Source organism: Psychrobacter sp. CX97, from assembly GCF_057396285.1.
Genome location: NZ_JBXYJE010000002.1, coordinates 198812 through 213651 on the forward strand (window position 1 = coordinate 198812; position 14840 = coordinate 213651).

General features: G+C 39.2%; 15 protein-coding genes. 4 read left to right on the forward strand and 11 right to left on the reverse strand.

Translation table 11 applies throughout. The features are described 5' to 3' along the window. Positions 1 to 13: 13 nt before the first annotated feature. From greA to thiD, 4 genes are all read left to right on the forward strand, one after another. Positions 14 to 490 (forward strand): transcription elongation factor GreA, encoded by a 477-nt coding sequence (gene greA, locus AC2SLL_RS02245; RefSeq protein ID WP_486530051.1) that lies wholly within the window; start codon positions 14 to 16, stop codon positions 488 to 490. Positions 491 to 961: 471 nt separating this feature from the next. Next, positions 962 to 1555 carry a septal ring lytic transglycosylase RlpA family protein gene (locus tag AC2SLL_RS02250; protein WP_486530052.1) on the forward strand — a complete coding sequence of 198 codons (594 nt, stop codon included), beginning with the start codon at positions 962 to 964 and terminating at the stop codon, positions 1553 to 1555. A gap of 327 nt (positions 1556 to 1882) precedes the next feature. Then, on the forward strand, positions 1883 to 2539 hold the full coding sequence (gene thiE, locus AC2SLL_RS02255; RefSeq protein ID WP_486530053.1) for a thiamine phosphate synthase: 657 nt from the start codon (positions 1883 to 1885) through the stop codon (positions 2537 to 2539). 10 nt (positions 2540 to 2549) lie between these two features. Further along, positions 2550 to 3335 (forward strand): bifunctional hydroxymethylpyrimidine kinase/phosphomethylpyrimidine kinase, encoded by a 786-nt coding sequence (gene thiD, locus AC2SLL_RS02260; protein ID WP_486530054.1) that lies wholly within the window; start codon positions 2550 to 2552, stop codon positions 3333 to 3335. Positions 3336 to 3475: 140 nt separating this feature from the next. Here the strand turns inward: thiD and radA are convergent, their stop codons facing one another. The 11 genes from radA to AC2SLL_RS02315 all read right to left on the reverse strand — a co-directional run bounded on the left by radA (position 3476) and on the right by AC2SLL_RS02315 (position 14788). Then, positions 3476 to 4921, reverse strand: coding sequence for a DNA repair protein RadA (gene radA, locus AC2SLL_RS02265; protein WP_486530055.1), 1446 nt, complete (start codon positions 4919 to 4921; stop codon positions 3476 to 3478). A 309-nt stretch (positions 4922 to 5230) separates the two neighbouring features. Continuing rightward, positions 5231 to 5941, reverse strand: coding sequence for an LPS export ABC transporter ATP-binding protein (gene lptB / locus AC2SLL_RS02270; protein ID WP_486530177.1), 711 nt, complete (start codon positions 5939 to 5941; stop codon positions 5231 to 5233). A gap of 101 nt (positions 5942 to 6042) precedes the next feature. After that, entirely contained in the window at positions 6043 to 6507 is a 465-nt protein-coding gene (gene lptA, locus AC2SLL_RS02275; RefSeq protein ID WP_486530178.1) for a lipopolysaccharide transport periplasmic protein LptA, read from the reverse strand. Positions 6508 to 6706: 199 nt separating this feature from the next. Next, positions 6707 to 7327 carry an LPS export ABC transporter periplasmic protein LptC gene (gene lptC, locus AC2SLL_RS02280; RefSeq protein ID WP_486530056.1) on the reverse strand — a complete coding sequence of 207 codons (621 nt, stop codon included), beginning with the start codon at positions 7325 to 7327 and terminating at the stop codon, positions 6707 to 6709. 98 nt (positions 7328 to 7425) lie between these two features. After that, positions 7426 to 7953, reverse strand: coding sequence for a KdsC family phosphatase (locus tag AC2SLL_RS02285; protein ID WP_486530057.1), 528 nt, complete (start codon positions 7951 to 7953; stop codon positions 7426 to 7428). A 37-nt stretch (positions 7954 to 7990) separates the two neighbouring features. Then, on the reverse strand, positions 7991 to 8989 hold the full coding sequence (locus AC2SLL_RS02290) for a KpsF/GutQ family sugar-phosphate isomerase (protein WP_486530058.1): 999 nt from the start codon (positions 8987 to 8989) through the stop codon (positions 7991 to 7993). A 210-nt stretch (positions 8990 to 9199) separates the two neighbouring features. Continuing rightward, positions 9200 to 9820, reverse strand: coding sequence for an RNA chaperone Hfq (gene hfq, locus AC2SLL_RS02295; RefSeq protein ID WP_486530059.1), 621 nt, complete (start codon positions 9818 to 9820; stop codon positions 9200 to 9202). A gap of 316 nt (positions 9821 to 10136) precedes the next feature. Continuing rightward, positions 10137 to 11240, reverse strand: a complete 1104-nt coding sequence (gene miaA / locus AC2SLL_RS02300; protein ID WP_486530179.1) for a tRNA (adenosine(37)-N6)-dimethylallyltransferase MiaA — start codon at positions 11238 to 11240, stop codon at positions 10137 to 10139. 225 nt (positions 11241 to 11465) lie between these two features. Next, positions 11466 to 13496, reverse strand: a complete 2031-nt coding sequence (mutL, locus tag AC2SLL_RS02305; protein ID WP_486530060.1) for a DNA mismatch repair endonuclease MutL — start codon at positions 13494 to 13496, stop codon at positions 11466 to 11468. A 111-nt stretch (positions 13497 to 13607) separates the two neighbouring features. Further along, positions 13608 to 14129, reverse strand: coding sequence for a tRNA (adenosine(37)-N6)-threonylcarbamoyltransferase complex ATPase subunit type 1 TsaE (gene tsaE, locus AC2SLL_RS02310; protein WP_486530061.1), 522 nt, complete (start codon positions 14127 to 14129; stop codon positions 13608 to 13610). Positions 14130 to 14194: 65 nt separating this feature from the next. Continuing rightward, positions 14195 to 14788 carry a 6-pyruvoyl trahydropterin synthase family protein gene (locus AC2SLL_RS02315; protein WP_486530062.1) on the reverse strand — a complete coding sequence of 198 codons (594 nt, stop codon included), beginning with the start codon at positions 14786 to 14788 and terminating at the stop codon, positions 14195 to 14197. Positions 14789 to 14840: the final 52 nt, after the last annotated feature.

The window sequence follows — 14840 nt, forward strand, 5'->3', positions numbered from 1 at the left end:
TAAGGATATTGATATGCAACGCTTTCCAATGACACCGCAAGGGCATGATGCACTTGAAGAAGAGTTGAAACAGCTCAAAAAGGTTGACCGACCACGCATAACTGCTGCTATCGCAGAAGCTCGTGAACATGGCGACCTAAAAGAAAATGCAGAATATCATGCAGCTCGTGAACAACAAGGCTTTTGTGAAGCACGTATTCGAGATATTGAGGCGAAACTGGCGGGGGCACAAGTAATTGATCCAACCACACTCCCAAAAGAAGGTCGTGTCGTATTTGGTGTGACCGTTGTCATTGAGAATCTAGACACCGAAGAAGAGAAACGTTATAAAATTGTCGGTGATGATGAAGCTGATTTTAAAGCTAATAAAATTTCTGTTAACTCGCCGATTGCTCGCGGACTTATTGGAAAGTCTGAAGGGGATGAAGCCCGTATCGAAACGCCACGTGGATTGGTTGAGTTTGAAGTTATTAAAGTTCTTTACGAATAATGCTTCTAACCATAAAAATAACCATAACATAAAAAGTTACTTAACTAGCTAATATTTAAAGATGCAAATGATGATTAAGACCCTACTTAAACATCGATTCTTGACAGCCCACTTTATAGCCTAGCAATTGCATCATTTTGACTCTACAAATTTGCCTAATTATTTAGTTTGTCTATAAATTTGTGGTTAGTATGATTTTTTATTGACAGCTAAACGTTATGTTGACTTGAAAAAAGGTTTCAGTTAGTGTAAGTTACAAAAAATAAACATACTCATATAAGTATGTGACATTTTATAGATATCTTAGGTGCTACTGATTTTGGTTATAAAACTAAGGGTTTTCATACTTACAGTTTTATAACCACAGTTTTTGCATAGGTATGTTTACCTATGTATTCTTTAAGTCACTAGTTAGATATCGTACTGACTAAATGCGAACAAAACAATAGACATAATGCTCAAGAGGCAGCCATGAATAAGCTTTCATCTACAATATGTGCTCTAGCCTGTATATTTGGTGCTAATACTATAGCTAATGCAGCTAATACAAATTCAGCTAAAGAAGCTCAAATATCCAGTCAAATAGATAATGTAATAAGCGGATTATCAAGTCAGCTAAGTCGCTCTCCCTCTTTGATTAAAACGTCTTACGAACCGATATCCTTAGCCACGCAAAGCTCATTAATGGGTAAAGATACCTTAGCTAATGACAATACTACCGATATGCTTTCGCATCTTACTTTAGTAGCTTCTAACTCTGTTAATCGCTTTAAGCAATCTGGCCGTGCTTCATGGTATGGTGGCAAATTCCATGGTAGAAAAACAGCAAGTGGTGAGCGCTTCAATATGCATTCGATGACTGCGGCCCATCCTTCTTTGCCTTTTAATACATTTTTAAAAGTCACAAATAAGAATAATGGTAAAAGTGTTATTGTTAAAGTCAATGACCGTGGACCATTTACGGGTAACCGTGTACTTGACTTATCTTACGGTGCTGCAAAAAAAATTGGTCTAGTATCTCGTGGTGTGGCTAATGTTGCTATTGAAAGGGTCAATAACCCTTAGTATTTTAATTGATTAAGGCTCTAATACCTATCAAAAGCACTTGCTATTAAGCAGGTGCTTTTTTGTATCTACTGATTATTAATTATAATATAGATGATAGAATATCATTTAAATAACAGACATAAAGGCCTTTATAAAACCTATATACATGTAACATAAGTGACAATATATATAAAGGGCATATCTCAATAAGAGCACATCTAAATTCGATACAACCAGTAACCAATTGATACTGAAAAGTACCTACCTCCCCGACTTATTAATTAAATCATACTGTTGATCTGGTTAATGATTACAAATGTGTAAGACAACACTCGTGATAACTTTATGAAATCAAATATTTCAAAACCTTCATCAAAGTCAGTATCTGCTTTAAATCTTTATTTAGTGACTGATGCCGATATGTGTGGTCATAAAGGATTAATAGACACTGTTTGTGCTGCCATAGATGGCGGTGTAACAATGGTACAGCTGCGCGATAAATATGCATCAGATGATGCGCTCTACCATACGGCTTGTCAGCTTAAAGAAGCTATTGGCGGGCGTGTACCACTGTTGATCAACGATAAAGTTTCAATTGCCAAAAAAGCTGGGCTTGATGGCGCCCATATTGGCCAAGGGGATATGCCCGTATTAGAAGCTCGCAGTATACTAGGTGCCGATGCTTGGTTAGGTCTAACCATTAACACTATCGAACAATTACAAGCCGCTCAACATGAGCATTTTGAGCAACTAAACTATGTGGGCTTAGGTCCAGTGTTTGCCACCAACACTAAAGCTAATCATGAATTACCGATAGGTATAAATGGCTTAAAAGAGTTAGTAAAGTTAAGCACCTTACCCACTGTTGCTATAGGTGGTATCCACTTTAATAATGCTGCCCAAGTTTATGCTACTGGATGCAATGGTATTGCTGTCGTCTCAGAAATTTGTGGCTCAAACAACCCTAAAGTAGCTGCGCAAGCCTTATTAAAGACAAAATAGGAGAACAAGTATGATTGCCAATATATTAACCATTGCTGGTACAGATTGTACTGGTGGTGCAGGTATTCAAGCTGATATCAAATCAATAAGTGCGAATGGCGGTTATGCAATGAGTGTCATTACCGCTGTTATTGCTCAAAACACTCAAGGTGTACAACAAGTAGAGATGATGCCTACTGAGCTAGTCTCCGCTCAGCTCGATTCTGTGTTTAATGATGTAAAAGTCGATGCTGTAAAAATTGGCATGCTAGGCACAGATGATATGATTCGCTGCGTTGCTGAAGCGCTAGTTAAATATAGACCGAAAAAAGTGGTCTTAGATCCTGTTATGGTGGCAAAAAGCGGCGATCGTCTGCTTGATGCTGACGCCGTCACTGCGCTGCGTGAGGTGTTAATTCCAAGAGTTGGGCTCATTACGCCTAACCTACCAGAAGCCGCAGATCTGCTTGGCGAGCCTGAAGCTAAAAATAGAGAAGAGATGAAAGATCAAGCCATGCGTTTACCAGGTGCTGTGTTTTTAAAAGGGGGACACTTAACCCAAGATGAATCACCAGACTTACTGCGCATCTCAGATGAGTTAAAGTGGTTTGAAAGCATACGTCTTGCTACCAAAAACAGTCATGGTACTGGGTGTACCTTATCTGCTGCAATAGCAACTTTCTGGGGAAATGGAGACTCACTTGATGACGCCTGTTTTAAGGCAAAAAACTACCTGACTGGTGCATTAACAGCAGCTGATAAATTAAATGTGGGTCAAGGTCATGGCCCTGTTCATCACTTTTATAAGTTTTACTAATTTAGTTTATAATGGATATCTCATAAATAATTTAAAGCCAATATAAGGTTTAAAAGCTAATATAAGTAGAGACACGATACTAGCGTTTAAAAGTGTTGACGAATAATAATCAGCTTTAATTTGATATCTAGGCTTATTTACTAAATCTCAAAAGCTCTATCTATAGCATCATCCAAACGGTCTGCTGTAATCACGTTAATACCTTTGAATTGTGCCATTAAACTCTTCGGTGCGTTAGCTTTTGGAACAATCGCATGCTTAAAACCATGCTTCATTGCCTCTTTTAGACGCTCTTGGCCATTTGGTACGGGGCGTATTTCACCAGAGAGGCCGACTTCTCCAAATACGGCTAAAGAAGATGGTAGCGGTTTTTCTTTAATACTTGAGGCACACGCTAATAGTACCGCTAAATCCGAACCTGTTTCCATCACTTTTACGCCGCCAACCACATTTACATAAACATCTTGACCACTGGTATGAATCCCTCCATGTCGATGCATCACTGCAAGAAGCATGGCTAAACGCTGTTGATCCAAACCCAATGCCATACGCCTAGGTTGACCGGCAGAGTCATCAACCAAAGCTTGAACTTCGACCAATAGTGGCCTTGTACCCTCACGACTTACCATGACCACAGAGCCAGATATGGGTTTATCATAACGGCTTAAGAAAATTGCAGAAGGGTTAGCAACCTCTTTAAGCCCTGTATCAGTCATCCCAAATATACCCAACTCATTGACAGCACCAAAACGGTTTTTAACTGCACGTATCATTCTAAAGCGCGAATCGGATTGTCCTTCAAAATATAATACCGTATCAACCATATGTTCTAGGACCCTTGGGCCTGCCAGCGTGCCTTCTTTTGTGACATGGCCTACCAAAAACAGTGCCGTTCCTGTCTGTTTAGCATAGCGGGTAAGCATCGCAGCAGATTCACGGATTTGACTAACTCCGCCTGGAGCTGAATTAATCGCATCGGTGTATATGGTTTGAATTGAATCAATAATCGCCACTGCAGGTTGCTCTTGTGTCAGTGCAGCGCAAATAGTTTCGACATTCGTCTCCGCCATTACTTTTAAATGTGCATTCGGTAACCCAAGTCGCTGTGCACGCATTGCCACTTGTGATAAGGACTCTTCTCCTGTGACATAAAGCGCACTACCCGCCAATGAATTGGGGTCAGCCATATTAGTGGCAGTTTGCAGCAATATAGTAGATTTACCAATACCAGGATCGCCGCCAATGAGTACCACAGATCCCGCTACCAATCCGCCTCCTAACACTCGGTTAAACTCGCCAATACCCGTTGGTAAACGGGTATCTAACGAGACACCTATAGAGGCTAGAGGTACAACGCCACTTTGTGATCCAGCATAATTAATACGATCTTTTTGAGTTGAGCCGGTTGAATGCTTTTGTGCATGAGGTGCCGAACTGGGTTTAGTAGTGGTCTTATGATGTGGCATGCTCACATTTGGGGCTTCGACTAAGCTATTCCATTCACCACAGTCTGAGCACTGTCCCGACCATTTACCAAAATAAGCACCACAATTTTGACAAACATAACTGGATTTAGACTTGGCCATAGACAGTACTCAGCTTTAGATTTTTAATATAAGGGATGTGATATATAAGAATCATGACCAACAACGGCATTAATAGCAAATATAGTGATAATAATAACGACTGAAAACACCAAACCTAATGAATGCTCAATAAGAGAATAATAAAACTAACATTAGTGATTGTGATTAGCAGAACACTGCGCATATCATTCATGCAGTATTGAGTCGTCATAAGAAGAGATATGAGAAAAGGTTTAGTAGTTTAAATAAAGGCAATGATTTATATAGATACAATAGTGAATAATGTTTTATTACATGTAGATAAGGGAGTTAAACTTGAAAATCCTTACCTAAATATACTTCGCGGACCAAATCATTTTCTAATACTTGCGCGGAGGTACCCTCAGCAATAATTGAACCCTCACTAACAATATATGCCTTATCGCAAATAGCTAATGTATCACGAACATTATGATCGGTAATTAACACACCAATTCCGCGCTCTTTTAAGGTAATGATGACTTCTTTGATATCACCAACCGAGATGGGGTCTACACCAGCAAAAGGCTCATCTAGTAAAATAAACTTTGGATCTGAGGCAAGCGCGCGTGCAATTTCACAGCGACGACGTTCACCGCCAGATACACTCATGCCTAAAGAGTGCCTAACATGTTCTAAATTAAAGTCTGCAATTAACTTTTCAAGCTCCTGCTTTTGCGCAGACATATTTAAATCCTTGCGGGTTTGTAATATAGATAAGATATTATCTTGAATAGACAGTTTACGAAATATAGATGCCTCTTGAGGTAAATACCCTATACCTGCTCTAGCACGCTCATGCATGGCATATTTAGATAGGTCTTGATCCCCCAGCCTTACCACGCCTTTGTCCATATTAACTAGACCAACTACCATATAAAAACTGGTGGTTTTACCCGCACCGTTAGGACCAAGCAAACCCACAACCTGACCTTGCTCCACGCTAAAAGACACATCTTTAACCACCCACCGCTTAGCATATCTCTTTGCAAGATGTTGCATGGTAAGCGTATTTTTTGGTTCATTATATGAATCAACTTTGTGAATCGCTTGACTGTCATTAAGTTGTATTAGTTCAGATGCGGATAGATTTTCATTCATAATTACCGTATTCCTTTACGACTTGACGCTGCGTTTGGTGGAAAAATAAGCTCTACTCGCTGGCTACCACCTGAAGTCGCTTCCACATCTCCAACCTTTAAACTATATCTGATGACATTACCTGAGAAGCTTGCTCCATTTTGAGTGAGTTTGGCATTGCCTGTGAGCGTAACGATACCATTTACTGCATTGTAGTCAATTTTGTTGGCCTGACCACGCGCAAGTCCCTTCTCTTTAGTAACCACTTGTTGCATCGTTGCAGGACGACCGCTTAAAACGGCTGATTGAATACTGCGGTTATTTGATAGATTAACCGTAATATTATCAGCAGCTAATTTCAAAGTACCTTGGGTAATCGTAACATTTCCAGAATATGAGTTTATCCCAGTACGTTCACTATAGGTTGCTCTATCAGCAAGCAACCTAATAGGCTGCTGGGCATCCGAAGGCAAAGCTTGAGCGTGCATCGAGATGCCAGCGGTCAATACGGATGCTACTGCTATAAAAACTGCGCTCAATACATTTTTATCACGGCTTGCATAACGATATATTGATTCTCGTATTGATTGATGTCGGCATGGATTCACGGTGTCGTTCCTAGGGTTAAATAACTTATTTATGGTGGTATGAGGTATTAACACTTAAAGAGTAAAATTATTGCTTAGCTTAAAATAAGGGTTCATTAGTACGTGGAGGCGGCATAAAAGTTACTGCAACCTTTGTAAAATCATATACGCCTGTTTGCAAATTTGCCTCAAAGCTTGCTGCGTCAAACTCATTCTTAGATTGAGTAACTTTAATCGGGTTTGCACTATAAATAACCTTTTTATCTAAATTACCGATAAGCTCCGATGCCATTAATCGCATTGGCGGTGTTACTGAATTTTTAGCCTCACTTGAATCTGTATCACTTAAATGACTAGCTCTAGATTGCTGACTAGCAAAGATAACGTTATTACTCATGATTACTTTTGACTCATCGTGATATATCTCAGCTTCATCAGCATTAATCACTACATTTTGTTCAAGGCTGGGACGCCAATTAATGGTCATCGACTCAAGTCGATCTAGATTTTTATCTGAATAATGCGTTAAATCATCTGCAGTGAGTGAATATTCTGCAATACCAGATTCATCGGTTTGAACGGCTAAAATATCAGTGGCTCGATATTCAATATTTGACTCAGAAAACTGAATAGGCGCTTCAATATTACCCTGATTACGATAAAACCATACCGCAAACACAGCAACAATAAAAGACACAATAAATAAGAAGCGAGTATTCATCGAACCTCTTTAATAACGCATTGTTTTAATAGCTTATTGTTTTAGTTTTAATAACGCATTTTTTAACAGCGAACTACTAGCTTTATCTGAGAGTGACATTAATCTAGTAAATAATCGCTGAGATAATCGTTATACTTACCATGACCTTTCAATATTAAATCGCATACCTCACGGACAGCCCCGTTGCCACCTTGCTGCGTCGTTACCATCATAACGCGGCTAATAACTTCGTGGTGCGCATTAGGAACAGATGCAGCGAAACCCACAGATTGAAGTGCTTTAAGATCGGTTAAATCATCGCCCATATAGGCACAATCCGCTAAATTATAAGGTAGATCAATGAGTAATTCTTGCATAGCAGCGAGCTTGTCAGAACGACCTTGAACCACATAGTCTATTCCTAGTTCAGCAGCACGTTTTTCCACCATTGGACTGGTACGTGCGGTTATAATTGCAGTCTTGATGCCGATTTTTCTAAGCGCTTTAATACCCATGCCATCTTTGACACTAAACTGTTTAGTCTCTACGCCATTCGCATCATAAATAATATGGCCATTGGTTAATATCCCGTCGACATCAAGTATTAGAATTTTAACCTTGCCAGCAGCTTTTATTAAATCCTGCATCGCTATGTAATCCTCAAATGATAGTTTGATAAAACCGCTATTTAACACCTGCATTTAATAGGTCGTGAATAGTAATAACCCCTTCCAAGCGATTTTCGTTATCGACAATAAGCAGCTGATTGATCGCTTTTTTATTCATGATTGTTAAGGCATCAGAGGCACGCATATCCTTTGAAACTGTCTTAGGTAATGGTGTCATAATATCCGCCATTTTAGTATTCAAATCTATATGTTTTTCTAAAGCACGTCTCAAATCGCCGTCAGTGAAGATTCCCACAACCCGTTGCTTTTCATCTACCACGACAGCCATGCCCAGCCGTCCACTTGTCATTGTAAATAATGCCTCATGTAAGCTTGTTTCTGACGTTACCGTGGGAAGTTTAGTCTTTGTTTCATCACTATGCATAAGGTCACTAACACGCATCAATAACTTACGACCTAAAGCACCTGCCGGATGCGACAATGCAAAATCTTCAGAGGTAAAATTTCTAATATGCACTAGAGTGACTGCTAAAGCATCGCCTAATGCTAGTGTCGCCGTAGTACTTGAAGTAGGTGCGAGTCCCAAAGGACAGGCCTCATCAAATGCACCTAAAGTCAGTGACACATTAGCAGATTTCGGCAGCACGCCTCTGGTATCACGGCTAATACTAATTAGTGGTATAGAAAACTGTTTGACCACCGGTAATAGCGTTTTAATCTCATCTGATTGGCCAGAGTTTGAGATTGCTAATAACACATCACCTTTGACCAACATACCAAGATCACCGTGTCCAGCTTCACCGGGATGCATAAAAAAGGCGGGTGTACCAGTGGATGCAAAAGTGGCGGCAATCTTGCGTCCAATATGCCCCGACTTTCCCATGCCAGTGACAACGACCCGACCTTTACAGCTTAAGATGAGTTCACAAGCTTCTACAAATCGCTCATCAAGCTGCTCAATTAGGAGCTCTAAGGCAGCTTGCTCAGTACGAATCGCTTGTATGGCATAATCAATATATTTATCTGTCTTTTGAATAGATAGCTTGGATAACATAGGATTTCTTATTTTTAAAACATCGGGTTAGCTATGTGGTTAATACGCTAAGTTTATCATATAAATAATAGTTGCGAGTAAATTGACTTCGGCAGACTGACCTAATTTTAACCATTCCTTTATTTTTACAATCGCTTTATTGCGTACAAAAAAACCCGCTCAGTGACAGCAGGTCTTAGTAAACAGAAGTAAAAATTATGTCATAGTGAATCAATCATCATCTTCAAATTTACTAGCAGACTCATCAGATTTATCTAATGGCTTAGTAGGCGGTTGAAAGCCACGCTTTTCTAAAGCACTGTCCTCAAAACCCCTGCTTTCAAAGCTACGCGGCTGGGCACTTTCTGAGGCAAGACCTCTGTCATCAAAACTCCGATTACTCTCAAAACCTCGCTCGTTAGCAAAACCTCGCTCTTGAGAGAAACTGCCTCGCTCTTGATTAAAACCCCTGTCCGTAAAGCCACTGCGATTAAAACTGGCGCGTTTATTTGTAAAACTACCCCCTTCAAAACCAGCCGAACCTCGATCAAATGCCCCTGCCGCTGGAGTACCAGAAAAACCGCTTGGAGCTTGGAGATTACTGGATGCGTGCATACCACTTGCCGAAGTAGACGAGCCACTAGTACGTGGATTACGTGCAGGCACTACTGTAGAAATAGCATGTTTATATACCATTTGACTTACCGTATTTTTTAAAAGTACCACATACTGATCGAATGATTCGATTTGACCTTGCAGCTTAATCCCGTTGACCAGAAAAATTGACACCGGAATACGGTCTTTACGTAAAGCATTTAAAAAAGGGTCTTGTAAAGTTTGTCCTTTTGACATTGAGTGTCTCCTATTTTTTTTAATTTATTATCGATAATTATTATCTATGGATGACAAAGTAATGTGTAAGTATTTAGATCAGTAGCAATATTTACAACAGACAATATTTACAACAAAAAGTTATTTGAAATTTAAAGTTATTCTTATTTTATCAGTTATAGTTAATAATTTATGTATTATTTAATGTCTTTTCTACAAAAGTAGCTCACGTATCACATTCATTAATTTAACAACTAACGTCTAACAATGTTTTGGTTATTAATAGTGGTAATTTTATAAATTTAGATAGGAATAGTGTCGTAAAGATATCTTATAGCTAAAGCTGAGCGAATAAAAAATCTTTGGCATCTTTAATGCTCGAAAAAGGATACACAACTTTAGACACATGGTTATTCAAAGCATCAGGAGTGATAGATTTATTGGTTTGGGTCATTGCAAAAATCAAATTCTCAGAATGCACGACATCTGCCTTTTGTGTTACGCAGACAGTAGAATGAGTGTTCACTAAATTTCTTAACCACGTATACTGACGTTTGGCAAGTTGTCTTGTAGCATATAGTGCCTTATTTTTCATGTCTTGACAAGCGACCTCCAGCTCGCATGATCGTACATTATCTTGTGTCTTATGACCATGATTTTCATTCGTGAGTATGTGTTGCATTACTGGATGTTTGGTATTCATTAGATAATCTAAAACTTGTCGGTAACCCACACAGCGCATAGAAGGAGTGTCAGGCGTTAGCGAATAACGGTTTAATAAATGTAACACTTCATCAAAAAAACCAGCCTCCCACATTTGCTGCAATCGAAGCTCAATTCGCTCATGTAACCATGCTCTTTCAGGCATAACCGCTAGACCCAACCAAAACTGTTTTGGATGATCAGCTATCGCCTGTTTAGGCAATTTTTGCCATTCACTGAGTGGCTTTCCTGTATGATTATAAACTTCAACAGCACGAGTTATACGCTGGGTATCAGTCGCATTGAGACGCTCAGCAATGTCAGGGTCTACCTGTTTCAGATAGTCATGCAGTACCTCAATACCCGCATTCTGTCGCCACTTCTCTACCTTGATTCGGGTCTTTATGTCTGTTTCTGGAACCGGCGATAATCCCGTAAACATTGCCATGTAATACATCATGGTACCACCAACCAATAACGGTATCTTACTGCGGGCATGAATCTGTTCAATCAGTATCTCCACATCTGCTACAAAACTAGCCACACTGTAAGTTTCGGTTGGATCAATAATATTTACCATGTGATGGGGATAACGACGTAATTCCTCTGCACTTGGCTTAGCAGTGCCAATATTCATATCACGATAAATGAGCGCAGAGTCTACCGAAATAATCTCAAACCGCCCTGTATCATATAACTCATATGCAAGAGAGGTTTTGCCACTTGCTGTTGGCGCCATCAGACATACCACTGCATTTTCAGGTAGCTTGTTTAAGCTTAATACCTGCTCTACAGTATCGTTAGTGGCGTCTGTATGCTGCTCTAACGTATTAGTCATTTAAATGCTCATTCAATCGTCTAGCGGGTTAGTAATTTGGGTAATAGTGGGTAATATAATGATGTTTATTAAATTGTCTTTGTTAAATGAGCCTTCTTGCATAGGCTAACTTATATAAATTGGTAGTTATTCACTCAGCTTTTTATTAGAGAAAGCTTGCTTTAACAGGGCAACCATAACCTCTTTATAGTTCATCCTGACTACTGCAAACTTTTTAAGATACTCATGGGCATTATTATCCTCTTCAGCAGCTAAATGCTGGATAAAGCTAGTATTTAAATAGTCAAGCTTCTCATCTACGTCAAGACATAAATAGTCATCTGGAAACTTAATGTTACTGATCGACCGGTGATGTGCAGAGTTGTCAGTACCCCCATGCACTGTATTGTCTAAAATAGGGGCAATATTCTTATGCCAATAAGTAAATAACTTCAATTCGCTCATCAACAAAAAACTATTATTAACCTGTATCAATACTAAAGCGCCCTCTTCAAAAGAATAACGTTTAGACAACCTTGATAAGCCACTATCATTTAATAGCCCCTTAAGATCTCTTGCATCTTCTAATATAGCCAAGCAGCTTATTAAACTATCAGACTGTATACTCTTTTCTGAGGGCAGTCTGGAAAACGGAATATGAAGTTGCTGCAAATTCTTAAGAAGCAGGTTATTTGTAGGTGCAGTAATATTATTATAGGTACTATATATAACCTTATTAAATGAATCGTTAATATTTGACAGTTGGTATCGCTGTGGCTTTTCAGAAACTGATCCACTCGACATCCTAGTATTTGAATGAGTAGCATTTGAATAAGTAGCATCAAAACCTTTTAAATATGGATATTTTTCGCCAGCTTGCTTTTTTCTATCTGGCTCGTTTTTATCTGATTCGTTTCTATCGGACTTTTTACGAACCCTATTTCCGTATTCAAGATGGGCTTGAGCTGATTTAGTGGTTTGCTTCTTTACCCATGTTTGCAGACCGTCTCGAACGCCTACTTTAAGGTGTGCCGTTATATTTGCTAAATTTTGTATCTTTATACATCGTTTAGAAGGATGCACGTTAAGATTTAACCAAGAATGAGGAAGCTGAAAAAACAACACATAGCCTAATTCCTTTAGTATAGTTTCAGTATTATTAGGCTGAAAACTTGCCACACACTTACGTAGGCACTGTGCAATTTGTTTATCTTTTACTAACCGCCCATTTATATAGATTAATTTGAGATTTAAAGTTGCCGAGGTAAAACCTTTGGCTTGAGGCATTATCAGCCCAGAGATATGACAAATCTGTGCAGAATCGACTTGAGGCGCTAATCCTTCTAGAGCTATATTAATGGGCTGAACCATCGTTTCAAAAGTTGAATCTGATTGCGATGCCAAACTTGGCAATATTGTTTGCAATCGAGACATCATTCCTTTTGCAGTCTCTAAAGGGGTTTTAGTTGTCGTACAATAACCTTCCGATTTGGGCCGAATAGACTCAAAATAAAAACGGCGCCTATCATTATGCCAAAGGCTGATATCAATATCACTAGCCACTAACGCTAGCTGCTTGACAACGGATTCAATATGACTAAACTCAGTAGAAATGGACTTTAAATTACCACGCCGAGCTGGTACATTAAAATACAGATCTTTAACAGTAACGGTTGTGCCTTGCGGTTGAACAACCGGTATGAGTGACGGGGTATCCTCTAAAATACCCGCAACAGTTAGCTCACGACCAATACCACTATCATCACAACTACTTTTAATGGTAAGCCGCGACACTGCTGCTGTTGCTGCTAGGGCTTCTCCTCTAAATCCTAGTGTGGAAATGCCCCGTAAATGCGCAACATCTGCTATCTTACTGGTGGCAAATCGTGTCACTGCCATTACCATGTCATCTGGATGAATACCACAGCCATTATCACATACCTCAATCAGCCCCATGCCGCCTTGAGTAATTTTAATAATAATTTCGCTTGCGCCCGCATCAATTGCATTTTCCATTAACTCTTTAACAACCGAAGCGGGGCGCGTGACCACCTCGCCAGCTGCTAATTGATTAACAAGTAAAGGAGGAAGTTTTTTTATACGATTACTTTCTAAACGATTACTTTCTAAACGATTATTCAGTTGAGCTTGGGAGGTTTGAGTGGTGTTGGAAGTCATTAATAAAGGTCTGATATAGTGATTTATAGGTTAAGGACTGTATTATTGATGAATAAAGTAAAGCATATGTGCATCGAGTTTGTTTATTTTAAAGAGGCTCAAAGCTAAATTCTATACAGCCCCTAATTGAGACGCATCAAAACTAGCATCATCTTCATAATCAATACTGACTTGACGAACCTCATCCTCAGACTCATTTTTTACGATTTTAATATGAATCGTCATCACTGGCTTTGACAAATACTGTTTTGCCTTACTCGCCCACTCTATAATTATCAGCGCATCATCGTCTTCCAAATACTCTTCGAAGCCAATGAAGGACAATTCTTCGGGGTCTTGCAAACGATATAAATCAGCATGGTAAACGGTCTTAACTCCAGATTGAATTGTAGCATGACTACTTAATTGACAATGGCTTAAATCATAAGGTTCAACCAAAGTATAGGTTGGGCTTTTGACGGCGCCCGTATGTCCTAGTTCTCGAAGCCAATAGCGGGTTAATGTGGTTTTACCTGCCCCCAAATCGCCTGACAACCAGACACTACCAATTATTCCTGCTAAGGCAAGTTTTCTAGCGAGAGCTTGCGTATCCTCTTCAGAAGTTAAAGTAAGCTCAACTGTATGCTTCGTCATATAAACCCTACTTAAACCCATTTTTTATTTTTAAATCAAATGTTTATCAAGATTTCATCTCTACTCTACTTAACCTGCAACTTAACCTCAGGGTTAACAAACTTTTTACCAGAAATAAGTTTGTCATACATATTGGAATCATACCACTCAGCTTTAACTTGATCACTAAATTCGAAATCTTCCAATCTCAGAGCTCCCATTTGTACGTTTGCCACATCCTCAGCAAAACACTGTGCATAGCCGGTTGCTGTCTCGTGTACGATCACTGAATAAACACTGACATCTGCTTCACCATTAGTAGTTTGCGTTTGCTTAAGAATACTTTGCACCCAGAAAAAAATAACTCTTGAAAACTGCTCCGCAGAAGGAGACACAGGCAAGCTAATCCAGCGTGCACTAAACTCTTTACACATCTCAATATAGTCAGGATTATCTTTATTCCAGAAGCATATAGCATGATCAAAACTATCAATAATATCTTTAATAGATGACTTAAGTAGCCCAAAGTCATAAACCATTTGTCCGTTATCCAGCCTATCTGCCTGTAAGATAAGCTCAATTTGATAACTGTGACCATGTATCGAACGCTTGCAGCGATCTGAGCTACAATTACGCACTATGTGTGCGTTTTCAAATTTAAATAGCTTACGTATTCGCATAAAGGGGCCCTAAGCTTGAATATAAAGAAATTTTGATAAAACACTTGGGTTA

Bases quoted from the DNA above. Each gene is read 5' to 3' on its own strand.
- greA (WP_486530051.1), top strand. From the start codon at position 14: ATGCAACGCTTTCCAATGACACCGCAAGGGCATGATGCACTTGAAGAA.
- AC2SLL_RS02250 (WP_486530052.1), top strand. From the start codon at position 962: ATGAATAAGCTTTCATCTACAATATGTGCTCTAGCCTGTATATTTGGT.
- thiE (WP_486530053.1), top strand. From the start codon at position 1,883: ATGAAATCAAATATTTCAAAACCTTCATCAAAGTCAGTATCTGCTTTA.
- thiD (WP_486530054.1), top strand. From the start codon at position 2,550: ATGATTGCCAATATATTAACCATTGCTGGTACAGATTGTACTGGTGGT.
- radA (WP_486530055.1), bottom strand. From the start codon at position 4,921: ATGGCCAAGTCTAAATCCAGTTATGTTTGTCAAAATTGTGGTGCTTAT.
- lptB (WP_486530177.1), bottom strand. From the start codon at position 5,941: ATGCAACATCTTGCAAAGAGATATGCTAAGCGGTGGGTGGTTAAAGAT.
- lptA (WP_486530178.1), bottom strand. From the start codon at position 6,507: ATGCACGCTCAAGCTTTGCCTTCGGATGCCCAGCAGCCTATTAGGTTG.
- lptC (WP_486530056.1), bottom strand. From the start codon at position 7,327: ATGAATACTCGCTTCTTATTTATTGTGTCTTTTATTGTTGCTGTGTTT.
- AC2SLL_RS02285 (WP_486530057.1), bottom strand. From the start codon at position 7,953: ATGCAGGATTTAATAAAAGCTGCTGGCAAGGTTAAAATTCTAATACTT.
- AC2SLL_RS02290 (WP_486530058.1), bottom strand. From the start codon at position 8,989: ATGTTATCCAAGCTATCTATTCAAAAGACAGATAAATATATTGATTAT.
- hfq (WP_486530059.1), bottom strand. From the start codon at position 9,820: ATGTCAAAAGGACAAACTTTACAAGACCCTTTTTTAAATGCTTTACGT.
- miaA (WP_486530179.1), bottom strand. From the start codon at position 11,240: ATGGCGCCAACAGCAAGTGGCAAAACCTCTCTTGCATATGAGTTATAT.
- mutL (WP_486530060.1), bottom strand. From the start codon at position 13,496: ATGACTTCCAACACCACTCAAACCTCCCAAGCTCAACTGAATAATCGT.
- tsaE (WP_486530061.1), bottom strand. From the start codon at position 14,129: ATGACGAAGCATACAGTTGAGCTTACTTTAACTTCTGAAGAGGATACG.
- AC2SLL_RS02315 (WP_486530062.1), bottom strand. From the start codon at position 14,788: ATGCGAATACGTAAGCTATTTAAATTTGAAAACGCACACATAGTGCGT.